Annotated in this window: 19 protein-coding genes, 1 other RNA gene and 1 pseudogene; 11 read left to right on the top strand and 10 right to left on the bottom strand. The window is 69.4% G+C overall.

Features of this window, described 5'->3' with window-relative positions; translation table 11 throughout:
- Positions 1 to 8 precede the first annotated feature (8 nt).
- Complete coding sequence (locus tag EBN03_RS32120) at positions 9 to 1,640, top strand: flavin-containing monooxygenase (RefSeq protein ID WP_233608785.1); 1,632 nt, start codon at positions 9 to 11, stop codon at positions 1,638 to 1,640.
- Between the two features lie 72 nt (positions 1,641 to 1,712).
- On the opposite strand, the gene EBN03_RS32115 is transcribed toward EBN03_RS32120, so the two are convergent.
- Positions 1,713 to 2,225, bottom strand: a complete 513-nt coding sequence (locus tag EBN03_RS32115) for a flavin reductase family protein (protein WP_122191933.1) — start codon at positions 2,223 to 2,225, stop codon at positions 1,713 to 1,715.
- A gap of 168 nt (positions 2,226 to 2,393) precedes the next feature.
- On the opposite strand from EBN03_RS32115, the gene EBN03_RS32110 reads away from it, so the two are divergent.
- Positions 2,394 to 3,008, top strand: a complete 615-nt coding sequence (locus EBN03_RS32110; RefSeq protein WP_122191951.1) for a PadR family transcriptional regulator — start codon at positions 2,394 to 2,396, stop codon at positions 3,006 to 3,008.
- Between the two features lie 196 nt (positions 3,009 to 3,204).
- Here EBN03_RS32110 and EBN03_RS32105 read toward each other — a convergent pair whose 3' ends face one another.
- On the bottom strand, positions 3,205 to 4,161 hold the full coding sequence (locus EBN03_RS32105; RefSeq protein WP_122191932.1) for an alpha/beta hydrolase: 957 nt from the start codon (positions 4,159 to 4,161) through the stop codon (positions 3,205 to 3,207).
- 141 nt (positions 4,162 to 4,302) lie between these two features.
- Here EBN03_RS32105 and EBN03_RS32100 point away from each other — a divergent pair.
- Together EBN03_RS32100 and EBN03_RS32095 are read left to right on the top strand one after the other, a co-directional pair.
- A pseudogene (locus EBN03_RS32100) lies at positions 4,303 to 4,638 on the top strand (hypothetical protein); the annotation flags it as partial.
- A 130-nt stretch (positions 4,639 to 4,768) separates the two neighbouring features.
- The gene (locus EBN03_RS32095) at positions 4,769 to 5,407 is read left to right on the top strand and encodes a Dabb family protein (protein WP_122191931.1); all 639 of its coding nucleotides are present in this window, start codon (positions 4,769 to 4,771) and stop codon (positions 5,405 to 5,407) included.
- Between the two features lie 39 nt (positions 5,408 to 5,446).
- On the opposite strand, the gene EBN03_RS32090 is transcribed toward EBN03_RS32095, so the two are convergent.
- The 4 genes from EBN03_RS32090 to EBN03_RS32075 all read right to left on the bottom strand — a co-directional run bounded on the left by EBN03_RS32090 (position 5,447) and on the right by EBN03_RS32075 (position 9,807).
- A complete protein-coding gene (locus EBN03_RS32090) occupies positions 5,447 to 6,304 on the bottom strand; it encodes an IclR family transcriptional regulator (RefSeq protein WP_122191930.1) in 858 nt (285 codons plus the stop codon).
- 185 nt (positions 6,305 to 6,489) lie between these two features.
- Positions 6,490 to 7,395, bottom strand: coding sequence for a biphenyl-2,3-diol 1,2-dioxygenase (gene bphC, locus EBN03_RS32085; protein ID WP_122191929.1), 906 nt, complete (start codon positions 7,393 to 7,395; stop codon positions 6,490 to 6,492).
- A gap of 26 nt (positions 7,396 to 7,421) precedes the next feature.
- Positions 7,422 to 8,603 carry an acyl-CoA dehydrogenase family protein gene (locus EBN03_RS32080; RefSeq protein ID WP_122191928.1) on the bottom strand — a complete coding sequence of 394 codons (1,182 nt, stop codon included), beginning with the start codon at positions 8,601 to 8,603 and terminating at the stop codon, positions 7,422 to 7,424.
- Positions 8,604 to 8,631: 28 nt separating this feature from the next.
- A complete protein-coding gene (locus EBN03_RS32075; protein WP_122191927.1) occupies positions 8,632 to 9,807 on the bottom strand; it encodes a Rieske 2Fe-2S domain-containing protein in 1,176 nt (391 codons plus the stop codon).
- Positions 9,808 to 10,009: 202 nt separating this feature from the next.
- On the opposite strand from EBN03_RS32075, the gene EBN03_RS32070 reads away from it, so the two are divergent.
- On the top strand, positions 10,010 to 10,624 hold the full coding sequence (locus EBN03_RS32070) for a hypothetical protein (RefSeq protein WP_122191926.1): 615 nt from the start codon (positions 10,010 to 10,012) through the stop codon (positions 10,622 to 10,624).
- 40 nt (positions 10,625 to 10,664) lie between these two features.
- On the opposite strand, the gene EBN03_RS32065 is transcribed toward EBN03_RS32070, so the two are convergent.
- A complete protein-coding gene (locus EBN03_RS32065) occupies positions 10,665 to 11,552 on the bottom strand; it encodes an alpha/beta hydrolase (protein ID WP_122191925.1) in 888 nt (295 codons plus the stop codon).
- Positions 11,553 to 11,665: 113 nt separating this feature from the next.
- On the opposite strand from EBN03_RS32065, the gene rnpB reads away from it, so the two are divergent.
- Positions 11,666 to 12,074: RNase P RNA component class A (gene rnpB / locus EBN03_RS32060), an RNA gene on the top strand.
- A 119-nt stretch (positions 12,075 to 12,193) separates the two neighbouring features.
- Here rnpB and EBN03_RS32055 read toward each other — a convergent pair.
- The gene (locus EBN03_RS32055) at positions 12,194 to 13,048 is read right to left on the bottom strand and encodes an oxidoreductase (RefSeq protein ID WP_122191924.1); all 855 of its coding nucleotides are present in this window, start codon (positions 13,046 to 13,048) and stop codon (positions 12,194 to 12,196) included.
- Between the two features lie 169 nt (positions 13,049 to 13,217).
- On the opposite strand from EBN03_RS32055, the gene EBN03_RS32050 reads away from it, so the two are divergent.
- Both EBN03_RS32050 and EBN03_RS32045 read left to right on the top strand, forming a co-directional pair.
- A complete protein-coding gene (locus EBN03_RS32050) occupies positions 13,218 to 14,033 on the top strand; it encodes an SPFH domain-containing protein (protein WP_122191923.1) in 816 nt (271 codons plus the stop codon).
- Positions 14,034 to 14,359: 326 nt separating this feature from the next.
- On the top strand, positions 14,360 to 14,692 hold the full coding sequence (locus EBN03_RS32045) for a hypothetical protein (protein ID WP_122191922.1): 333 nt from the start codon (positions 14,360 to 14,362) through the stop codon (positions 14,690 to 14,692).
- Between the two features lie 69 nt (positions 14,693 to 14,761).
- On the opposite strand, the gene pip is transcribed toward EBN03_RS32045, so the two are convergent.
- A complete protein-coding gene (pip, locus tag EBN03_RS32040) occupies positions 14,762 to 15,727 on the bottom strand; it encodes a prolyl aminopeptidase (RefSeq protein ID WP_122191921.1) in 966 nt (321 codons plus the stop codon).
- Between the two features lie 157 nt (positions 15,728 to 15,884).
- Between pip and EBN03_RS32035 the strand changes: the two genes are divergently transcribed.
- A complete protein-coding gene (locus EBN03_RS32035) occupies positions 15,885 to 16,772 on the top strand; it encodes a hypothetical protein (protein WP_122191920.1) in 888 nt (295 codons plus the stop codon).
- A gap of 46 nt (positions 16,773 to 16,818) precedes the next feature.
- On the opposite strand, the gene panB is transcribed toward EBN03_RS32035, so the two are convergent.
- The gene (gene panB, locus EBN03_RS32030; RefSeq protein WP_122191919.1) at positions 16,819 to 17,667 is read right to left on the bottom strand and encodes a 3-methyl-2-oxobutanoate hydroxymethyltransferase; all 849 of its coding nucleotides are present in this window, start codon (positions 17,665 to 17,667) and stop codon (positions 16,819 to 16,821) included.
- A 162-nt stretch (positions 17,668 to 17,829) separates the two neighbouring features.
- Here panB and EBN03_RS32025 point away from each other — a divergent pair, with 162 nt between their 5' ends.
- Both EBN03_RS32025 and EBN03_RS32020 read left to right on the top strand, forming a co-directional pair.
- Entirely contained in the window at positions 17,830 to 19,362 is a 1,533-nt protein-coding gene (locus tag EBN03_RS32025) for an alpha/beta hydrolase (protein WP_199743064.1), read from the top strand.
- Between the two features lie 59 nt (positions 19,363 to 19,421).
- Positions 19,422 to 20,759, top strand: a complete 1,338-nt coding sequence (locus tag EBN03_RS32020; RefSeq protein ID WP_122191918.1) for a glutamine synthetase family protein — start codon at positions 19,422 to 19,424, stop codon at positions 20,757 to 20,759.
- Positions 20,760 to 20,817: the final 58 nt, after the last annotated feature.

Raw genomic sequence — 20,817 nt, 5'->3', positions numbered from 1 at the left:
TGCGCATTGTGAACCGAGAGCCGTCAACGTCGACCCGACTGTCCGGCACCGAGCTCGACGTGGTCGTCGTCGGTGCGGGCATCGCCGGTCTCTACGCCCTGCACAAGTTCCGTTCTCAGGGTCTCACCGTGCGGGTGCTCGAGGCCGGGGCCGGCGTGGGTGGTGTCTGGTACTGGAACCGTTATCCCGGCGCGCGCTGCGACGTGGAGAGCGTGGACTACTCGTACTCCTTCGACGACGACCTGCAGCAGGAGTGGAACTGGAGCGAGAAGTACGCGGCGCAGCCGGAGATCCTGGCCTATCTCCAGCATGTCGCCGAGCGGTTCGACCTGTACCGGGACATCGAATTCGGTACCCGGGTGACCGATATCGAGCTCGACGTGCCGACGCTGCGCTGGACGGTCCGCGCCGACACCGGACTGGAGTTGTCGGCGCGGTTCGTGGTGCTGGCGACCGGCCCGCTGTCGAACGCGAACACCCCCGCGATCCCGGGGCTGGAGTCGTTCGCCGGGCAGGTGCTGCACACTTCGACCTGGCCGCACGCCGGGGTGGACCTGGCCGGGCAGCGGGTCGGCGTGATTGGGACGGGATCTTCCGGGATCCAGGCGATTCCGCATCTGGCCGCGGCGGCCGAGCGGCTCACGGTGTTCCAGCGCAGCGCCAATTACAGTGTGCCGGCGGGTAATACGGCGCTGGACGACGAGACCCGGCGGCGGCAGAAGGCCGGTTACCCGCAGCGGCGCCGGCTGTCGATGCACAGTGGCGGTGGCTCACCGCATCTGGCGCACGAGAAGTCCGCGCTGGAGCTGTCCGACGCGGAACGGCGGGCGGCCTACGAGGAGCGCTGGAAGCTGGGCGGGGTGCTGTTCAGCAAGACCTTCCCCGACCAGCTCTCCGATCCCGCCGCCAACGAGACCGCGCGGCTGTTCTGGGAGGAGAAGGTGCGCGCGGTGATCGACGATCCGGAGGTGGCGCGGGTGCTGATCCCACGCGACCACCCGATCGGGACCAAGCGCATCTGTACCGACACCGGCTACTACCAGACCTACAACCGCGACAACGTGGAACTGGTCGACCTGAAGGCCGCGCCGATCGACCGGATCGACGCCACGGGCGTGCACACCACCGCCCGCCACTACCCGCTCGACACTCTGGTCCTGGCAACGGGATTCGACGCCATGACCGGTTCGGTCGCGCGGATGAACATCGTCGGGCGCGACGGGGTCACGCTCAACGAGGCGTGGCGGGAAGGCCCGAAAACCTATCTGGGCCTGGGTGTCACGGGCTTCCCGAACCTGTTCCCGCTCACCGGTCCCGGTAGCCCGTCGGTGCTGGCCAACATGGTGCTGCACTCGGAACTGCATGTCGACTGGGTGGCCGACGCCATCGCCTACCTCGATGCCGGTGGTGCGACGGCGCTCGAGGCGCGGCCGGAGGCGGTGGCCGACTGGGTGGCCGAATGCAGTGAGCGGGCCGCGGGAACGCTGATGACCCAAGCGAATTCGTGGTACCTCGGTGCGAACATCGAGGGCAAGCCGCGGGTGTTCATGCCGTTCTGCGGCGGGTTCGGCGTGTACGGGCAAATCATCGCCGATGTGGCGGCCGCCGACTACAAGGGGTTCGACGTCATCGTGGCGTGACAGCACAGCCGAGAAAACGACCGCGGGCGGGGTGGATATCCGATATCCACCCCGCCCGCGGTCGTCGGTGCCTCAGGCGGCGAAGCCGCCGAAGGCGCCCTTGTAGAACAGCAGCGGCGCCGCGCCCTCGGTGGCGCGCAGCGCGCCGATCCGGGCCAGGACGATGGTGTGGTCGCCCGCCTCGTGCTCGAACTCGACCGTGGCCTCGATATGGGCCAGCGCCCCGGCCAGCAGCGGCGCGCCGTTGGCGGCCAGCTGCCAGTCCACGCCGGCGAACTTGTCGGCCCCGCTCACCGCGAACTGACGGCACAGTTCACCCTGGTGGTCGGCCAGGATATTGATGCACAGCGCGCCCGCTTCCCGCAGCAGCGGCCAGCTGGTGGACGTCTTCGCCGGGCAGAACGACACCAGCGGCGGGTCGAGCGACACCGACACCACCGACTGACAGGTGAAGCCGAGCGGCCGCGTCCCGTCGTGGGCGGTGATCACCGCGACGCCGGTGGCGAAATGGCCGAGCACCGCGCGCAGTTCGGCGGGCGTCAGCGCGGCCGGGCCGGAGTCGAGGACGACGTTGTCTGTGTTCATGATCTCAGAATCCGGTTCGGTGGTGCCGGTCTCAAGACACCTTCCCGGTCAGCGGTTGTCGAGGGCGCCGGAGGTGCACTGGACGGTTGATAACATGCACCGGTGGCTACCAGCGAACCCGATAACGGCGTGATCAACCTGCCGCCGACCAGTTGGGCGGTGCTGGCCATGCTGTCCTACGAGGAAGAGGTCTCCGGCTACGACCTGAAGAAATGGTCCGACTGGAGCCTGCGCTACGTCTATTGGAGCCCGTCCTACAGCCAGATCTACGCGGAGCTGAAGAAGCTGGAGAAGTACGGCTTCGCGACCTCGCGGATCGACAGCGACAACGCCATGCGGGGCCGCCGCCTCTACCAGATCTCCGACGCCGGCCGGGAGGCCGTGACCAAGTGGTGGAACGAGGCGCCGGTCGACCCGTCGGTGCTCAAACACCATGTGCTGCTGCGAGTCATGTTCGGTCACCTGGGCTCGCCGGAGCGGCTCAAGGAGATCCTGCGCAACCACATCGCCGACGTCGACAAGATGGAGAAGCGCGCCGCGATCGACGCCGAAGCGGCGAAATCCGAACCGGGCTGGGCATATTCGCAGCTGGTGCTGCAGTGGTCGCAACGGCACTACGCCGCCGAACGCGAACTGGCCCAGCAGTTGATCGACGACATCGACGCCGCGGCGAAGCGCCTGGACGAAGCCGAACACGACGACCGTTCGGAGTATCCGCATCCGACACCGGGCCGCTGGCGCGAGATCGAGCAGCGCGTGGAGCGCGAGCACCCGGAGCACTGACGGGCCGGAAAGTCGCAGGTACCGGCTGAGCGCTGCGCGGATCTCGGCCGGATCTCGGTGCGGCGGGCGGATGGCTTTGCCCGCGGATAGGTTGTGATCGCTCTGCTTCGGAGCAATGTCAAGGGCTCGAAACCGAGATGTCGGTCAGCTCCGAGCGGCTTCGGTGATCCGAGGATGGAATCTGTTGCGGCTCTGTCTATCCGAGCACGGCGCGGATCATTTCCCAGATCTCGGTGCGGGCGGCTTGGGTTGCCGACAGGCCGGGGATGGTCAGGAAGCCGTGGAACAGGCCGTCGTAGCGGCGGTGTCGGACCGGGACGCCGTCGGCGGCCAGGCGGGCGGCGTAGGCGTCGCCTGCCGAGCAGGGCGGGTCCAGTTCGGCGGTGATCACCACGGCGGGTGGCAGGCCGGCCAGGGTCTCGGCGCGGGTGGGGACCAGGCGGACGTCCGCGGTGCCGTGGGGGGCGTATTGCTGCCAGTACCAGCGCATGGCGGCGGTGGTGTTGTAGTGGCCGGTGCCGAAGCGGCGGTAGGACTCGGTGTCGAAGTCGTCGTCGATGACCGGGTAGAAGAGGATCTGGGCGGCGAGCGGGGGGCCGCCGGCGTCGCGTTCGGCGATCGCGACGGTGGCGGCGAGGTTGCCGCCGGCGCTGTCGCCGGCCAGGGCGATGCGGGTGGGGTCGCCGCCGTGCTCGGCGGCGTGGGTGGTGGCCCAGCGCAGGGCGGCGCGCACGTCGTCGTGGGCGGCGGGGGCGGGATGTTCGGGGGCGAGGCGGTAATCGACCGCGACGACGACCGCGCCGACACCGGCCGCGAGCGCGCGGCAGAATTCGTCGTGGCTGTCGAGGTCGCAGAAGACGAACCCGCCGCCGTGCGCGAACACGATCACCGGGAGCGTGTCGTCGGTGTGGTGCGGGCGGTAGACGCGCAGCGGCAGCGGGCCCCCGGGGCCGTCGACGGTGCGGTCGCGAACTTCACGCATGTCCGGAATGCGTTGCAGCGGTGCGCGTCTGGCGTGGATGGCGGCGCGCACGTCGGCGGCGCGCATGGTGGATACGTCGGGGAAACCGGCGTCGAGCACCGCGAGCAGGTCCGCCACCTGGGGATCCGGTACGGCACCCGGTCCGGTGCTGGGAAAGACGCGGTCGATCACTGGCCCTCCTGAACGTGTGGCGGCGCGTTCGAGCGCCGCGTCCGGTCACCGTAGAACCGGGCTCTACCGGCGGGAACCGTGTTCTCCCGGTGGGTGGAAACACCGGGCCGCGGTGCGCCGCCGGATACCTACCGTCGACGCATGGATACACAGGTCTATGTGGTCGACACGGTGGTGACGAAGCCCGGCCGGGCCCGCGAATTCGTCGACAGTTATCTGCGCGACTACGCGCCGGGCGCCCGGGAACGGGGGATGACCCTGGAACGGATCGTGGTGAGCCCGCCGGTCTGGTTCCCGGACGCGTCGAACACGGTCACCGCGACCTGGGTGCTCGACGGCGCCGCGGGATGGTGGGCGATGACCTTCCAGGGTCGTACCGACGAGCGGGTGCGGCAATGGTGGTCGGGGGCAGCCGATCTGATCGTCGAGCGGTCGCGGGTGACGGGTGCGGCGGCCGCCGATGTCGACGAGCTGTGCGGAACCGGGGGAGTTGCCGTGGAAGACGCGTTCGCCGATTCCGGGCGGGTCGCCGACGGTCCGGGGCACGCGGGATTCGCCGACGCCGTGACTGCCGCCGAGACGCGTGCCGACGCAAGGGAGTCCACCGATGCGTGAGGTGATCCGGCTGCTGCACCTGCCGTCCGTTCCGGCGGCGGAGGCCGCTGACCTGCTCCGACCCGACCTGCGGCAGATCGCCTCGCAGGCGCTCCGGATTCTGGTCGAGCCGACGCTGCCCGGTACCCGCAACGGCGGCGACGTCCTGGTGCGCCTGCGTTTCGCGGCTCCCGCCGACTGGTCCGCGTGCGCGGCGCGGGTGGACGCGGCGATCGCGGCCGCCGGTGCGGTTCACGTCGACGGGGTCGAATATGATTGCGGCACAGGTGGTTTCAGCGAGCCGCGGCAACCGGGTGCGGTGTATCGCGCGCTGTTGCTGCGGGTCGCGCCGCAGACGCCGCCCGATGTGGTCGCGGAATTCGAGGCCGATCTGCTGCGCATGCCCCGCTATATCTCGAGCATCCGGGCCTGGCGGCTGAGCCCGGTGCTGCGGGCGACCGGCTCGTCGCCGTGGACCCATGTCTGGGAGCAGGAGTTCACCGATCTCGACGGGTTGAACGGTCCCTATCTGATGCACCCGATCCACTGGGCGCACGTCGACCGGTGGTTCGATCCGGAATTCCCGGGCGCGATCGTCGGCGACCGGATCTGCCACAGTTTCTGTGCCGCAGGCGAGTTCGCACTCGATTGAGGCCGGTCGTCGCCCGGTGCGGGGACCGGGCGACGACGCTCACGACGCGTAGCGGGGCGTGCGCGAGTCGGGCTGCGGCCGAGTGGCGGGGCCGTGGCCGAGCGGGCGGGCGTGCTGCAGCGTGGGATGCACCCGGACGCGGCCGTCGTCGACCTGGCGCCAGATGTTGAGCGCGGTGGTGCGCACGGGCGCGGCCAGGCGGTGGTCGAACTGCATCCGGTCCACCGGGCCGCATACCGACACCGCGGCGACGGCGGCCTCGCCGAGGTCGCCGATCGGTGCGGCCAGACAGCCGACGCCGGGTGTGGACTCCTCGCGCTCGACGGCGATGCCGTGCGTGCGGACCTTCTCCAACTGGGCGTTGAGCTGGGCGCGGCTGGTGATGGAGTACCGGGTCTGCGCGTTCGCGGGGCCGGTGACGATGTCGTCGAGCCGGCGCGGGTCGGCGGAGGCCAGGATCGCCTTGCCGGCGGCGGTGCAGTGCGCCGGGCGGCGGCCGCCGACCCGGGAGGGGATGGCGGTGGACAGGTCGCCACCGATCTTGTCCAGGAACACGACGTCGGGGCCGTCGAGCACGGCGAGGTGCACGACGAGACCGGTGACGCGGTGCAGTTCGTGCAGGAACGGCTTGGCGGCGCGGTGCAACCGGTCCTGGTGGACGGCCAGCGAGCCGAGTTCCACGAGCCGGATGCCGAGCTGGTAGTCGCGGCCTTCGCGGCGCAGCCAGCGCAGCTGGACCAGGCGTTCCAGCATCCGGTGGGCCGACGATCGGGGTAGGCCGGTGCGCCGGACGATCTGGGCGAGATTGAGCCGGCCCGGTCCGTCGAACGCGTCGAGCAGCAGCGATGCGCGGTCCAGGATCGCGCTGGGGGTGGTGGCCTCGGCCTCGATGATCATGAGGGCTCCGTTCGGATCTACGAGAGAATGCCCATGTTTCGATTAGGCATATGCCTATTCATACCATCCCTTGTGTGGGCTGTCACATGAAATCTCGAAAGTGGCCTGGACAACGAACGGCCCCGGACCGAGCCGAAGCTCGGGCCGGGGCCGCTCAGGGGGTGTTTTCACCCCACGGGGGTGAATTACATGGCCGCCAGGGGCTCGCTACCGGACCAGTCGTGACCCCAGTAGCTGTCCGCGGTGATCTCCTCCGCGGTGTAGAACCGCTCGTCGACCCGCATGCCCTCGGTGCCGAACTCGATGTCCCAGCCGCCGGGCGCCCGCACGTAGAACGACACCATCTTGTCGTTGGTGTGCCGGCCCAGCGTCGACGACACCGAGAACCCGTCCTTGGTCACGCGGTCCAGCGCCTGGCCCACGGCGTCGAGGGTGTCGACCTCCACCATGATGTGCACCAGACCCGGCGCGCCGCCGTGCGGCGCCGGGCACAGCGCCAAGCTGTGGTGCCGCTCGTTCACACCCATGAACCGCACCCGCATCGGGCCGAACTCCGGCGGCGCCGGGATCCGGAACGCGCCACGCGGCAGGAAGCCGAGCACGTCGGTATAGAAGGCGAACGTGCCGTTCGGGTCCATCGTGGGCAGCACCACGTGGCCCATGCCCTGGTCGCCGGTGACGAACTTCGCGCCGAACGGCGTCACCACCGGACTGTGGTCGAGCACCGCGCCGTGGAACACCTCGAGCGTGGCACCGGTCGGGTCTTCGAAGGTGATGACCTCCTCGACCCGGCGGGCGTCCGCCTCCTCCAGCGACAGCGGCTTCACCGCGATCCCGGCGGCCTCGACGGCCTCCCGCACCCGGACCAGCGCGGCGTGGTCACGCACCTCCCAGCCGATGGTCACGATGCCGTCGGTCTCGCCCGGTACCACCGTGATTCGTGCCGCGCGCTCGTCCATCCGCAGGTACAGCGCATTCTCGTCCGGGCCGCTGCCCTGCGCGAAACCCAGCACCTCGAAGGCGAACTTGCGCCAGCGGTCCAGATCGGCGGTCTGGATCGTGACGTAGCCGAGGCCCTTGATGTCAGTCATTTCCGTTGTCCTTCTTCGATTTTCGATCAGATCATGGCCCGCAGCGGGCCCACCGGGGGCTCGATGCCCAGCGAGCTCAGCGACGAGGCGTGATAGACGGTGCTCGGCACGTGGATGGCGTGGGCGAGACCGGCGTGGGCGTCGCGCCAGAAGCGCTGCAGCGGCTTGTCTTTGCGCAGCGCGTTGCCGCCCGAGCGGGCGAAGATCTGGTCCACGGCCTGCACCGCGCGCCAGGCCGCGCGGACCTGGGTGCGCCGGCCGGCGGCCCGGTCGGCGAAGCTGACCTCCTTGCCCGCGTCGACCAGGTCCCACATGCGGTCGGCGTTGGCCAGCAGTTCCTGACGGGCGGCGTTGATGTCGGCCGCGGCCTCGCCGACGGAGAACAGCACGTACGGGTCGTCCTTGATCGCGGTGCCCTGGGCGCCCACCCGGTCGCGCTGGTAGTCCAGGTGCGCGGCCAGCGCGCCCTCGGCGATACCGACCACGGCCGAGCTGATGCCCAGCGGGAACATCGTCGACCACGGCATCTTGTACAGGGTCTCGGTCACGCCGTACTCACGCTGCGCGGTGCCGTCGATCACGTGGTCGCCGTTCATGACCCGGTAGTCGGGCACGAACGCGTCCTTGACGATGATGTCCTTGGACCCGGTGCCCGACAGGCCCACCACGTTCCACGAGTCCTCGACGATCTCGTAGTCCTTGCGCGGCAGGATCATGTGCAGCATGGTCGGCGGCATGACGGGAGCGCCGTTCGCGTCACCGAGCAACGCGCCCAGGAAGATCCAGTCGCAGTGGTCGGTGCCGGAGCTGAACTGCCAGCGGCCGTTGAAGATATAGCCGCCGTCGACGGGAACCGCGACACCGGTCGGCGCGTACGGCGAGGCCATCCAGGTGTCGTGGTCGGAACCCCACACCTCCTCCTGCACCTTCGGGTCGGCGAAGGCGAGCTGCCACGGGTGCACCCCGACGATGCCGGTGACCCATCCGGCGGCACCGTCGAGAGCCGCTGTAGCCATGACGGTTTCGGCGAATTCGCGCGGGTGCGCCTCGAACCCGCCGTACTTCTTGGGCTGCAGCAGGCGGATCGAGCCCGCCTCCTTCATCAGCGCCGCGGTGGCGTCGGGGAGCTTGCCGAGCTGTTCGGCCTCCTCACCCTGCGCGCGCAGTTGATCGGCGATCGCCGCGATATTGTCGAGAACTTTGCTCATGGTCGTGCTTTCTCCCTCGATGCGTAGATCAGACGGTGGTGTCGAGGACGGCGCCGCGCGCGACGTTGTCGGCGACCTCGGCCTCCCAGCTGGTGACTGCGCGCTCGGTGTCGATCTCGAACTCGAAGCGGGCGGTCATGTCCTCGGTGACGTCTTCGATGTCGACGTAGAACTGCTTGTACCAGCGGCGCAGCTGGTAGACCGGCCCGTCTTCCTCCGACAGCAGCGGATTGTCGATCGGGGCCTTGTTCTGCCAGATCTTCACGTCCTGCTCGAACCCGACCTCGACGCCCTGGGCGAACCCCGCGGCCATCGCCGTCGCGTCCTCGTCGGACATGCCGGTCGGCTTCTTTACCATCACGCCGTACTGGAGCACGAACGAGTTCTCGGTGACCGGGTAGTGGCAGTTGATCAGCACGGTCTCGATCGTCATGCCCTGTGCGTCGCTCCACAGCCGGTCGATCATGTACGACGGGCCGAAATACGAAGCGTCCGAACGCAAGGCGGAGTCCGGGTCGTTGTAGTTGGCGCCGCTGATGACGTCCTGACGCGGGGTGGACCGCATGTACTGGGTGGCGACGTGGCCCTGGAAAACGTTCTTGAAGTAGCGCGGGAACGAGTAGTGCACGTAGAAGAAATGCGCCATGTCGACGACATTGTCGACGATCTCACGACAGTGTGAGCCTTCGATCAGAATCGAGTTCCAGGTCCAGTCGGTCCACTCGTCGGAGCCGTATTCCTCGATAACCGGGATGGTCACCTCGTCGGTGGGCTTGCTGCCCTGCGGGTCGTTCCACACGTAGAGCTGGCCGTTGCGTTCGAGGGTCGGCCACGACCGGGTCTTGGCCACCGGCGGCACCCGGCGCGCGTACGGGATTCCCGTGCACTTGCCGTTGCCGCCCCACCGCCAGTCGTGGAACGGGCACGCGATCGAGTCGCCCTTGACGGTGCCTTGGGCCAGGTTGCCGCCCATGTGGCGGCAGAAGCCGTCCAGCACGTTCAGCTTGCCGTCGGTCTCGGACCGGAACACGACCAACGTGGTCCCGAAGGCCTTGACCTCGTGCGGCTGACCGTCGCTGAAGGTCGAGATCAGCCCGAGGCAGTGCCAGCCCCGCGCGAAGCGGGTGGGCGCCGCGGCGGCCTCGATCTGCCGATATTCGGCCTCGGCGGGTTGAGTGCGGCTGTTCGCCGTCTGATCCGGCATCGAACCTCCATGTTCCAGCGGATTGCAGTTGAGCTGCGCCGATCCTGGACCCGCGGGCGGAGGGTGGCAGCGGTCACATCCCGGTCAGTGGACAGGTTTCTGCGGGCGGCCATGGTGCTCCCGGTCAGCGGGAAGAACCCCGGCGGCCCGGCCGGCGCCGGCTCTACCGTGCGGGGACGGGGACGACGAAAGGAAGTGGGACGTGCCGCACGTTGCCGAATCGGGCCGGATCGCCGCGCCGGTCGACCTGGAACTGCGCGCCGACGCCATCCGCGCGTTCGCCGCGGCCGCCGGCGCGGACGCCGCGGAGTACTTCGATGCCGCGAATCCGGTTGTGCCGCCGACGTTCCTGTCCGCCGAGCGAATGCCGGCCGGGAGCCTGGAGACCGACCACTGCTTCTTCACCCCGCCGCCGCGCGCGGGTGACCGGTTGACCGTCGTCGACGGCGCCGAGCGCACGGTCGAGACCGCCGACGGGGTCGCGAGGTCGGAATCCGTGACCCGGTACTACGACCGGACCGGGCGGCTGATCGCGGAGTCGTGGGCCAGTGCTCCCACGGATTCGACTGTGGGCGAAGTCGATTCAGCCCCCGCAGCGGCCCGGCTGGCGGCGTACGCGACCGACTGGCTCGGCGCCGGGAACGTGCGCCGCTTCCGCACCCGGTCGGTCGCGGCGGGCGAGATCGCGCACTGCTCGGGACACATCGTGCAGCAGTACGTGCGCGACCGGGAGCCTCGGGTCGACGTCACGCTCGTGGGTACCGACCGCGACGGCGCGGTCGTGATCCGCGCCTGGGCTACGTTCGCCCAGCCCTGAGCGGGTACGGCGGCCGGAGCGCCGGTGGATCCCGGCGCGGTTACGGGCGCAGGACCGAGACCAGGAAGTCGGTCTGGTCGGCGACGGCTTGTTCGAAGGCGTCGTCGACGTAGATGTCGAAATGGCCCACCGGGTAACGCTTCACGATGGCGTGCTTGGTGCGGTCGGCGGCCTTGAGGGTCGGCTTCACCGGCGCCACCGTGTCGTGGTCGCAGACCGCGTAGAACACCGGGACCTTGATGCCCTTGGTGCGCCGCCACGGCCGGTCGAACATGATCGACAGGCCGGTGCGGGCGGCGACTTTCGGCTGGTAGAGCTCGCTCTCCTCGGCCAGCCGGCCGAAGCCGGCGACCACGTCGTTCGCGCTCATCAGTGCCGAGGAGTGCCGGCGGCCGGCCAGCCGGGCCTTGATCGGCCGCCGCACGACGGTGCCCACCAGCAGATCGGTGGCGGCCAGCGTGCCGGTCTTGACGATGCTGACCGGGCCCTTGGCCCAGGTCGAGGCGGGACCGCTGGTGAACGGGCACTGCGCCACCACCGCGCCCAGGTAGTCGTCCTCGTGCGCGATGGACAGCACGTGGCCGCCGCCGAACGAGGTGCCCCACAACGCGATCCGGGTCGAGTCGAAGCCCTTGAGCGTGCGGCCGTAGGCGATGGCGGCCCGCCAGTCGTCGCGCTGCTTGCGGATGTCGATCACCTGGCGCGGCGTGCCCGCGCTGGCGCCGAAACCCCGGTAGTCGAAGACGAGTGCGCCCATCCCGGCGGCGGCGAACCGGCGTGCGTAGCGGTCCAGCCCCATCTGCCGGTTCGCGCCCAGCCCGTGCGCCATGATCACCAGCGGGCGGGGCTTGGGCGGACCGTCCGGCAGATACAGCCAGGCCGCACATTGCTCGCCACCCGAAGGAAACCCCACCTCCACACGCTCCATGACCGGTTACGGTACTTGCTCGTTTCCCGGGATGCCGAGTCGGCGGCCGGTTTTCGCCGTGAACCGGGGGTCGGCGGCCGGTGCGCCGGGCGGCGCGGCACAATGGAGTACGGCGAGTCGGTCGGGCGGCTGCGGCGACGGGAACGGGCACTTCGGTGCCGCTGCCCGGCGCCGAGGAAAGTCCGGACTCCACAGAGCAGGGCGGTTGTTAACGGCAACCCGGGGTGACCCGCGGGACAGTGCCACAGAAAACAGACCGCCGGCGGGCAACCGCCGGTAAGGGTGAAACGGTGCGGTAAGAGCGCACCAGCGCCCCGGGTGACCGGGGCGGCTAGGTAAACCCCGCCCGGAGCAAGGTCGAAGGCCGCACTCCCCGGAGTGCGGCTGCGCAGGTGCCTGAGGGCTGCTCGCCCGAGCCTGCGGGTGGACCGCTCGAGGTGCCCGGCGACGGTGCACCCAGATGGATGGTCGCCCCCCGGTGCGAACCGGGGACAGGATCCGGCTTACAGACCGACTCGCCCCTACCCTTCATCCACCACGGTCCCGGCCCGCGCGGTGTATCCGCATGCGGCACGGGCTGTCAGCGTGCGGACGCCTGGTTGCTGATGTTCATCGGCGCCGAACCTCGACCGGGCCGTCGGTCAGTCTGCGTCCGGCTCGGCCGGTGTGAAACCGGTGTCGGCAGCCCAGGATTCGAGCTCGTCCAATTCCGCGAGCCGTTCGGTGAGCGTCGCGCGGATTCCCGCGAAGGACTCCGGGCCCAGCGGCAGGCGCAGCGGTGGCGGGTCCATGGCGACGGCGCGCAGGATGGCGGCGGCGGCGCGGTCGGGATCGCCGGGCTGGGCGCCGTTCTGGGCCTCGAAGCGCGTGCGTTCCGCGGCCATCACCGGTTCGTACGCCGGCAGCGGGTCGGCCCAGCGGACCGACCGGCCCGCGAAATCGGTGCGGAACGGGCCGGGTTCGACGATGGTGACGCCGATGCCGAACGGCGCGAGCTCGTAGGACATGCCCTCGGAGAGTCCCTCGACCGCGAACTTGGTCAGTGCGTAGGGCGCGCCGCCGAGCCGGGCCCGCACGCCGCCGACCGAGGACATCTGCACGATGTGCCCGCTGCCCTGGGCCCGCATCACCGGCAGCACCGCCTTCGTGACGGCGATCAGGCCGAAGACGTTGGTCTCCATCAGGTCTCGCAGGTCGCGGTCCGAGCTTTCCTCGATCGCCCCGCGATATCCGTAGCCGGCGTTGTTGACCAGCACGTCGATCCGGCCGAAGTGTGCGACGGCCACGTCGACCGCGGCGGTGATCGTGGCGGGGTCGGTGACGTCCACCCGCAGCGGCAGCACCCGGTCGGGGGCATGCTCGTGGATGTCTTTCAGGGCGGCGGTGTCGCGGGCGGTGGCTACCACCCGGCCCCCGGCGGCGAGGACGGCATTCGCGATGGCGCGGCCGAATCCGCTGCTGGTGCCGGTGACGAGCCAGACCTGGTTCTCGATCATGGCGCCACCCTACGCGTGTGCCTGGCACATCGCCGGAACCGCTGGCGGGCAGCATATTTCGGTGCCCGTATGCAGAGCGTAAATGTTCTCGCCGGGCCGCCGGGGGAGGCGCATCATCGAGACAGCGCCCGGCCATGGAGACCGAGCCGAGTGATATGGGGGAAATCCGATGAGTGTGGCGGGAATTGCCGCTCTTTTCGTCGTGGCGGTGGTCGTGATCCTGCTGTTCCTGCTGTCCACCACCGTGCGTGTGGTGGAGCAGTTCGAGCGCGGCCTGGTATTCCGGTTCGGCAAGGTGCGCGGTGTGCGCGAACCCGGTCTGCGGCTGTTGATTCCGTTCATGGACCGGATGGTGAAGGTGCCGATGCGGATCGTCACCATGCCGGTGCCCGCCCAGGAGGGCATCACCCGCGACAACGTGACGGTGCGCGTCGACGCCGTCGTGTATTTCCAGGTGACCGATCCGGTCAAAGCGGTGGTCGATGTCCAGGACTATCTGTTCGCGGTCGCACAGGTGGGCCAGACCTCGCTGCGCTCGATCATCGGAAAGAGCGATCTCGACGAATTGCTTTCCAACCGTGAGGAACTCAATGCCGGTTTGAGCGCCATGATGGACAGCCCCGCGATGGGCTGGGGTGTGCACATCCACCTGGTGGAGATCAAGGACGTCGCGCTGCCGGAGTCGATGAAGCGGTCGATGTCGCGGCAGGCCGAGGCGGAGCGGGAACGCCGCGCCCGGATCATCACCGCGGAGGGCGAGTTGCAGGCCTCGCAGATGCTGGCCGAGGCGGGCACCACGATGGCGGCCGCACCCGCCGCCATGGAATTGCGGTTGCTGCAGACGGTGGTGGAAGTGGCGGCGGAGAAGAATTCGACGCTGGTGTTGCCGTTCCCGGTGGAGCTGTTGCGATTCCTGGATCGCGCGGCGCCGAACACCGGCGAATCCGCGCCGGTGACGAACACCGATACGTCTGTAGCTGAATAATTGCTGACTGATCCGGGTGCCTGTGCGTCCGGGTGGGTATCCGGGGAATCCGCCGGTGATCACCGGTGGATTCCCCGATCGGTGGTTCCGATCGGATGGTCACGGACAGATCTCGTCCGAGTGAACATTCGGTGCATCGGCTGGTGGCGGCGTTCGGGCCGAGCCGAACGGCTATGGGTATTCCCGCGTGTCACACACGTAATTGCCGGACCGACTGGCATTTCGCGTGATGGACGTCATAAAGTGTTGCGCATCGAAAGATTCCGCAACCGGGGCGGCTGCGGATCAAGGGTGCCAATGGACGTCGGAAAGCAGGTTCTGTCTTCATGGGAATGGTTCGCAAGTCGGTTGCCGGAATGTTGATCGTGGGTGCCGCTTCGGTTCTGGCGACGATGGAAGCCGGCTCCGCGTCGGCGCTGGCGCTCAATCCGCTGCCGGGTGGTGTCGAGGTGGACCTGTCCCCGGGTGACACCCAGTGGGTGCACCAGACACACTTCGGTCTCACGATGTCGCGGCTGCCGCACCCGTCGGCGGCCTCCTTCGGCCAGTCGCTCGAGGCTGCGGCCAACCTGTCGTCGCAGTACCCGGACGGCCGGGTGATCTTCACCGTCTACGGTCCGCTGGACCAGCTGAACGGCACCATGCTGGCGCTGCAGTAGCCGACTGCCACGGTCGAATTCCGGCCCGCCGCACGAGAAGTGCGGCGGGCCGGTGTGTTTCGGCGGCCCTCAGCGGAAAGCGTCGGTCGCCGTGACCAATCGGTGCGTGATCCCCGGTTCGGTGGCCGCGTGCCCGGCGTCGGGCACCAGATGCAGTTCCGACTTCGGCCAGGCGCGGTGCAGGTCCCAGGCGCTGACCGCCGGGCACACGATGTCGTGGCGGCCCTGCACGATCACGCCGGGCAGGTGGGCGATCCGGTCCATGTCGCGCAGCAGCTGCCCCTCGTCGAGGAAGCCGTGGTGCACGAAGTAGTGGTTCTCGATCCGCGCGAACGCGAGCGCGAATCGTGGCTCGCCCGTTTCGGCTTCGCGTTCCGGCGCCGGTAGCAGCGCGCTGGTCGCGCCCTCCCAGGTGGACCAGGCCACCGCGGCCCGCAGCGCCGTCTCCGGGTCGGGGGAGTGCAGCAGCCGGTGGTAGGCGGCGACCAGGTCGCCGTCGCGTTCGGCCGCGGGGATCGGCGCCAGATAGCGCTCCCACACGTCGGGGTAGACGTAGCCCGCGCTGCCGTTGTAGTACCAGTCGATCTCCTTGCGGCGCAACAGGAAGATGCCGCGCAGCACCAGCTCGGTCACCCGCCCCGGATGGGTCTGGGCATACGCCAGGGCCAGCGTGGAACCCCAGGAGCCGCCGAACACCTGCCACCGCTCGATCCCGAGGTGGGTACGCAACCGTTCGATATCGGCGACCAGATGCCAGGTGGTGTTCACCGACAGGTCGGCGCCGTCGGCGACGTGTGGCGCCGATCGGCCACAGCCGCGCTGGTCGAAGAGCACGATCCGGTAGGCGTCGGGGTCGAAGAACCGGCGATGGAACGCGGCGGTGCCGCCGCCGGGCCCGCCGTGCAGGAACACCACCGGTTTTCCGGCCGGATTGCCGCTGACCTCCCAGTACAGCTGCTGGCCGTCGCCGACGTCGAGCATGCCGTGGTCGTGCGGTTCGATCGGCGGGTAGAGGGTGCGCAATGGCTCGGTCATCGGCCGAGTGTGCCATTGCCGGCGGCGCCTTACCCAGCCCGGACAGGCTGGAATCGGACATGGCTCGAGGAGGACTTCGGCCGGGTGCCTGGGCTTTCGGCGCGGCCACCCGAACGGGGCTGGCAGAGCGACTTCCTTGTCGGTAACTTTGGTGGACATGACTGTGGGGGAACAATCGTCAGCCGCCCCGGCCTCCGTGTTGCACCAGCCGATCCTCGAACTGGTCGACTGGGCTACGGCGGAACTCGCGCAACGCGGCATCCGGGTCATCGGGCAGGTGGAGGAAGCCCGGCGCCGGGACTGGTCGCTGCTGGTCCGGATCCCGACGTCCGCGGGGCAGGTGTGGGCCAAGTCGACCGCCGCCGCCTTCGCGCACGAGGTCCGGCTGGTCGAGACGCTCGACCGGCTGTGCCCGGGCAGCGTGCTGACCCCGCTGGCGGTGCACCGGGGCAACGGCTGGCTGCTCAGCCCCGACGGCGGGCCCTCGCTGGAAGAGGCCTCGCCGGGTGGGGTGGTGCCGTCGGGCTGGTCCGGCGTGCTGCGCTGGTACGCGACGCTGCAGCAGCGGCTCACCGATCACGTCGGCGAACTGCGCACCACCGGGACGCCGTATCTGCCTCCGTCGCAACTGATCTCGGTGTACCGGCACTTCGAGGAGCGGGTCCCCGGCCTCGGCCCCGCGATCGAGGCGGCGGCCGCCGAACTCGAGCAGTACGGCCGGCTCACCCTGGAGCACAACGACCTGCGGCCCGCGCACGTATTCGCTTCCAGCACAGCGTTCTTCGACTGGGGTGACGCGGTGCTCACCCACCCGTTCCTGTCGGTGCGGTTGTTCGCCGACCCGCTGCGCGAGGACTACTTCGACATCTGGCGCCGGATCGGGGTGGTCACATCCACCGAACTGGTTCTGGCGCAACGGCTTTCGCCGCTGGTGGCGCTGCGGCCGTGGCTGGCGATCGATATGGCGCCCGGCAGCTACGGGGAACGGTTCACCACCGTCGTCGACGGTCTGCTCGACCAGTTGCGGGCCGGATTCGGGTCCTGAGCACGCGACCGTGCCGGGGCGACGACGCCCCGGCACGGTTCCGGCCTCAGAAGCTGTGTTCGGGGCCGGGGAACACGCCCTGGCGTACCTCGGCGGCGTAGGTGGCGGCCGCCTCGCGCAGGTCGTCCCCGAGCCGCGCGAACCGCTTCACGAACTTCGCGGTCTTACCGCTGGTGTAGGCGGCCATGTCCTGCCAGACCAGAACCTGGGCGTCGCAGTCGGCACCGGCCCCGATACCGACGGTCGGGATCGTCAGCTTGCGGGTGACCATGCCGGCCAGTTCGGCGGGCACCATCTCCATCACCACCGAGAACGCACCGGCCTCCTCGACCGCGATGGCGTCGGCGATCAGCCGCTCGGCCGCGTCACCGCGCCCCTGCACCCGGAAACCACCGAGTGTGTTCACGCTCTGCGGGGTGAACCCGATGTGCGCCATGACCGGAATGCCGGCGCCGGTCAGCAGCGCGATGTGGTCGGCGACCCGCTCGCCGCCCTCCAGCTTCACCGCCTGCGCGCCGCCCTCCTTCATGAACCGGGTGGCCGTGGCCAGGGCCAGCTCGGGCGAGCCCTCGTAACTGCCGAACGGCAGATCCGCCACGACCAGCGCGTGCGGCGCGCCGCGGACCACACCGCGGACCAGCGGAATGAGTTCGTCGGCGGTGACCGGAACCGTGGTGTCGTAGCCGTACACCACGTTCGCGGCCGAGTCGCCGACCAGCAGCACCGGGATACCGGCCTCTTCGAACAGCCGGGCGGTGGAATAGTCGTAGGCGGTGAGCATGGCCCACTTCTCCCCGGCCGCCTTGAGCTGCTGGAGATGCTGGACGCGGGTCTTGCGCCGGGCGGGCTGCGCCGCGGGTGCCGCGCCGTAGGCAGGGATGTCTTGCTCGGACATCTTCGTCCCTTTCGTCTCCTCGAGGCCCGATCGCGGGTCCCCGGGTTGGTGTGACGGTCTCAGTCTGCCACCGCCGTCACGGTCCCGGTGAGGGGCGCCGGCGATGCGATTGGTCACAGTGCCTGGGGCGGTGCGGGCCGGTGGGATGGCAGGATCGTCAGCATGTCGTCGATGCGATCCGGCCGAGTCGCCGCTCTGGTGGCCCTGGCGTGTGTGGCTGCCGCGTGCACCACCTCAGGCAAACCCACACCCACCCAGACCGGCGCGGCCGCGGCGGGAATGGACAAGTTCTATTCCCAGACCGTGAAGTGGGGGAGCTGCGACACCTACCCGACCGACTCGAAGCTGCCCGCCGGCACCGAGTGCACCCGCGTCGACGTCCCCGTCGACTACGCCAAGCCGGGCGGGGCGACCGCGCAGATCGCGCTGTCCCGGGTGAAGGCGACCGGCCAGAAGATCGGTTCGCTGCTGTTCAACCCGGGCGGTCCGGGTGAGGGCGGCCTGTGGATGGTGGGTCAGGGCAACGGCACCCCGATCGCCGAACGCTTCGACCGGGTCGGATTCGATCCGCGCGGGATCGGCGCCTCGGTGCCGCTCATCCACTGCCTGTCCGACAAGGAGAGCGACGCGTTCCGCGCCGAGCCGCCGCACGACAACTCGCCGGCCGGGATCGCCGCCACCGAGTCCGAGGCCAAGCAGGTGGCGGGCGAGTGCACCAAGAACACCGGCAACGAGTTCCTGTCCCACGTCGGCACCCGCGAGGTGGCTCAGGACATGGACATCATCCGGGCCGCGCTCGGTGACGACAAGCTGAACTACGTCGGGTTCTCCTACGGCACCCGGCTGGGCACCGCGTACGCGGAGAAGTTCCCGACCAAGGTGCGGGCCATGGTGCTCGACGGCGCCGTCGACCCGAACGGCGACCCGCTCTCGGATTCGATCAACCAGGCCACCGGTTTCCAGAAAGCGTTCGAGGCGTACGCCGCCGATTGCGCCACCAAGCCCGACTGCCCGCTCGGTACCGATCCGGCGCAGGCGGTGAACCGCTTCCACGACCTGATCTGGCCGCTGTGGGACCACCCGTCGGTGGCCAAGGACGGCCGCGTGGTGACCATCGGCGACGCCACCACCGGTGTGCAGGCCGCGCTGTACGGGGAGGACGGCTGGCCGATCCTGACCCAGGCGCTGAACCAGTTGCAGCACGGTTCGGGTGACCTGCTCATGCGGCTGGCCGACAACTACGACGGCCGCGGCCCCGACGGCACCTACACCAACTCGCAGGACGCGTTCAACGCCATCCACTGTGTCGACGACCCGCCGATCACCGACCAGGCCACGATCGACCGGCAGGACGCCGAATACCGCAAGGCCGCGCCGTTCCTCGACGACAATCACGCCGGCGCGCACGCGCCGCACCCGCTGTGCAACTTCTGGCCCGTGCCCAGCACCGGCGGGCCGCACAAGATCGACGGGATCGCCGGCCTGCCGACCATCGTGGTCGTGTCGACCACCGGTGACCCCGCCACGCCGTACCAGTCGGGTGTCAATCTGGCGAACGATCTGAAGGCGGCGCTGATCACCAACACCGGCACCCGGCACACCGCCTACCTCGGCGGAGTGCAGTGCGTGGACGACGCGGTGAACGCCTACCTGATCGATCTCACCATCCCGCCGGCGGGCCTCACATGCGGATGACGCACGGTTCTACCTGCCCGGTAACACAGATTTAACACCGCATGCCTACGCTCGCGCCTATGGATCGCCAGAAGGAATTCGTGCTGCGGACGCTCGAGGAGCGGGACATCCGCTTCGTGCGACTCTGGTTCACCGACGTCCTCGGTTACCTCAAGTCCGTGGCGATCGCGCCCGCGGAGCTCGAGGGCGCCTTCGAGGAGGGCATCGGTTTCGACGGCTCGGCCATCGAGGGCTTCGCCCGCGTGTCCGAAGCGGACATGGTCGCCCGCCCCGACCCGTCGACGTTCCAGGTGCTGCCCTGGTCGACCAGCAAGGGCCACCAGCACTCCGCGCGTATGTTCTGCGATATCGCGATGCCGGACGGGTCGCCGTCGTGGGCCGACCCCCGGCACGTGCTGCGCCGGCAGCTGAACAAGGCCGGTGACCTCGGCTTCAGCTGCTACGTGCACCCGGAGATCGAGTTCTTCCTGCTGGAGAACGGCCCCGAGGGCGCCCCGCCGCGCCCGGCCGACTCCGGTGGCTTCTTCGACCAGGCCGTGCACGACTCGGCCCCGAACTTCCGCCGCCACGCCATCGACGCGCTCGAGTCGATGGGTATCTCGGTGGAGTTCAGCCACCACGAGGGCGCGCCCGGCCAGCAGGAGATCGACCTGCGCTACGCCGACGCGCTGTCCATGGCGGACAACGTCATGACCTTCCGGTACCTCATCAAGGAGGTGGCGATCGACGAGGGTGTGCGCGCAACGTTCATGCCCAAGCCGTTCGCCGACTACCCCGGTTCGGCCATGCACACCCACATGAGCCTGTTCGAGGGCGAGGCCAACGCCTTCTACGACCCGGACGACCCGCTGGCGCTGTCGGCGACCGCGCGCGCGTTCGTGGCCGGCATCCTCGAGCACTCGCACGAGATCAGCGCCATCACCAACCAGTGGGTGAACTCCTACAAGCGGCTGGTGCACGGCGGCGAGGCGCCCACGGCCGCGTCGTGGGGCCGGTCCAACCGGTCGGCGCTGGTCCGCGTCCCGATGTACACCCCGAACAAGGCGTCCTCGCGCCGGGTCGAGATCCGCAGCCCTGATTCGGCCTGCAACCCGTACCTGGCGTTCGCGGTGCTGCTGGCCGCGGGCCTGCGCGGCATCGAGAAGGGGTACACGCTGCCGCCGGAGGCCGAGGACGACGTGTGGTCGCTGACCGCCGCCGAGCGCCGGGCCATGGGCTTCCGGGAGCTTCCGGCGAGCCTGGACGAGGCGCTGAAGGCGATGGAGAAGTCCGAGCTGGTCGCCGAGACGCTGGGCGAGCACGTGTTCGACTTCTTCCTGCGCAACAAGCGCCGGGAGTGGGCGGACTACCGCGCCCAGGTGACGCCGTTCGAGCTGAAGGAATACCTCGGGTTGTGAGCCGGGGGACCGCGAGTGGCGAACCGCTCGCGGTCCTGGGTTCCGCTCCGCTCGCCGT

The sequence above is a fragment of the Nocardia stercoris genome, assembly GCF_003696265.1.
Taxonomy (GTDB): domain Bacteria; phylum Actinomycetota; class Actinomycetes; order Mycobacteriales; family Mycobacteriaceae; genus Nocardia; species Nocardia stercoris.
This window is presented reverse-complemented; position numbering and strand designations above follow the sequence as displayed.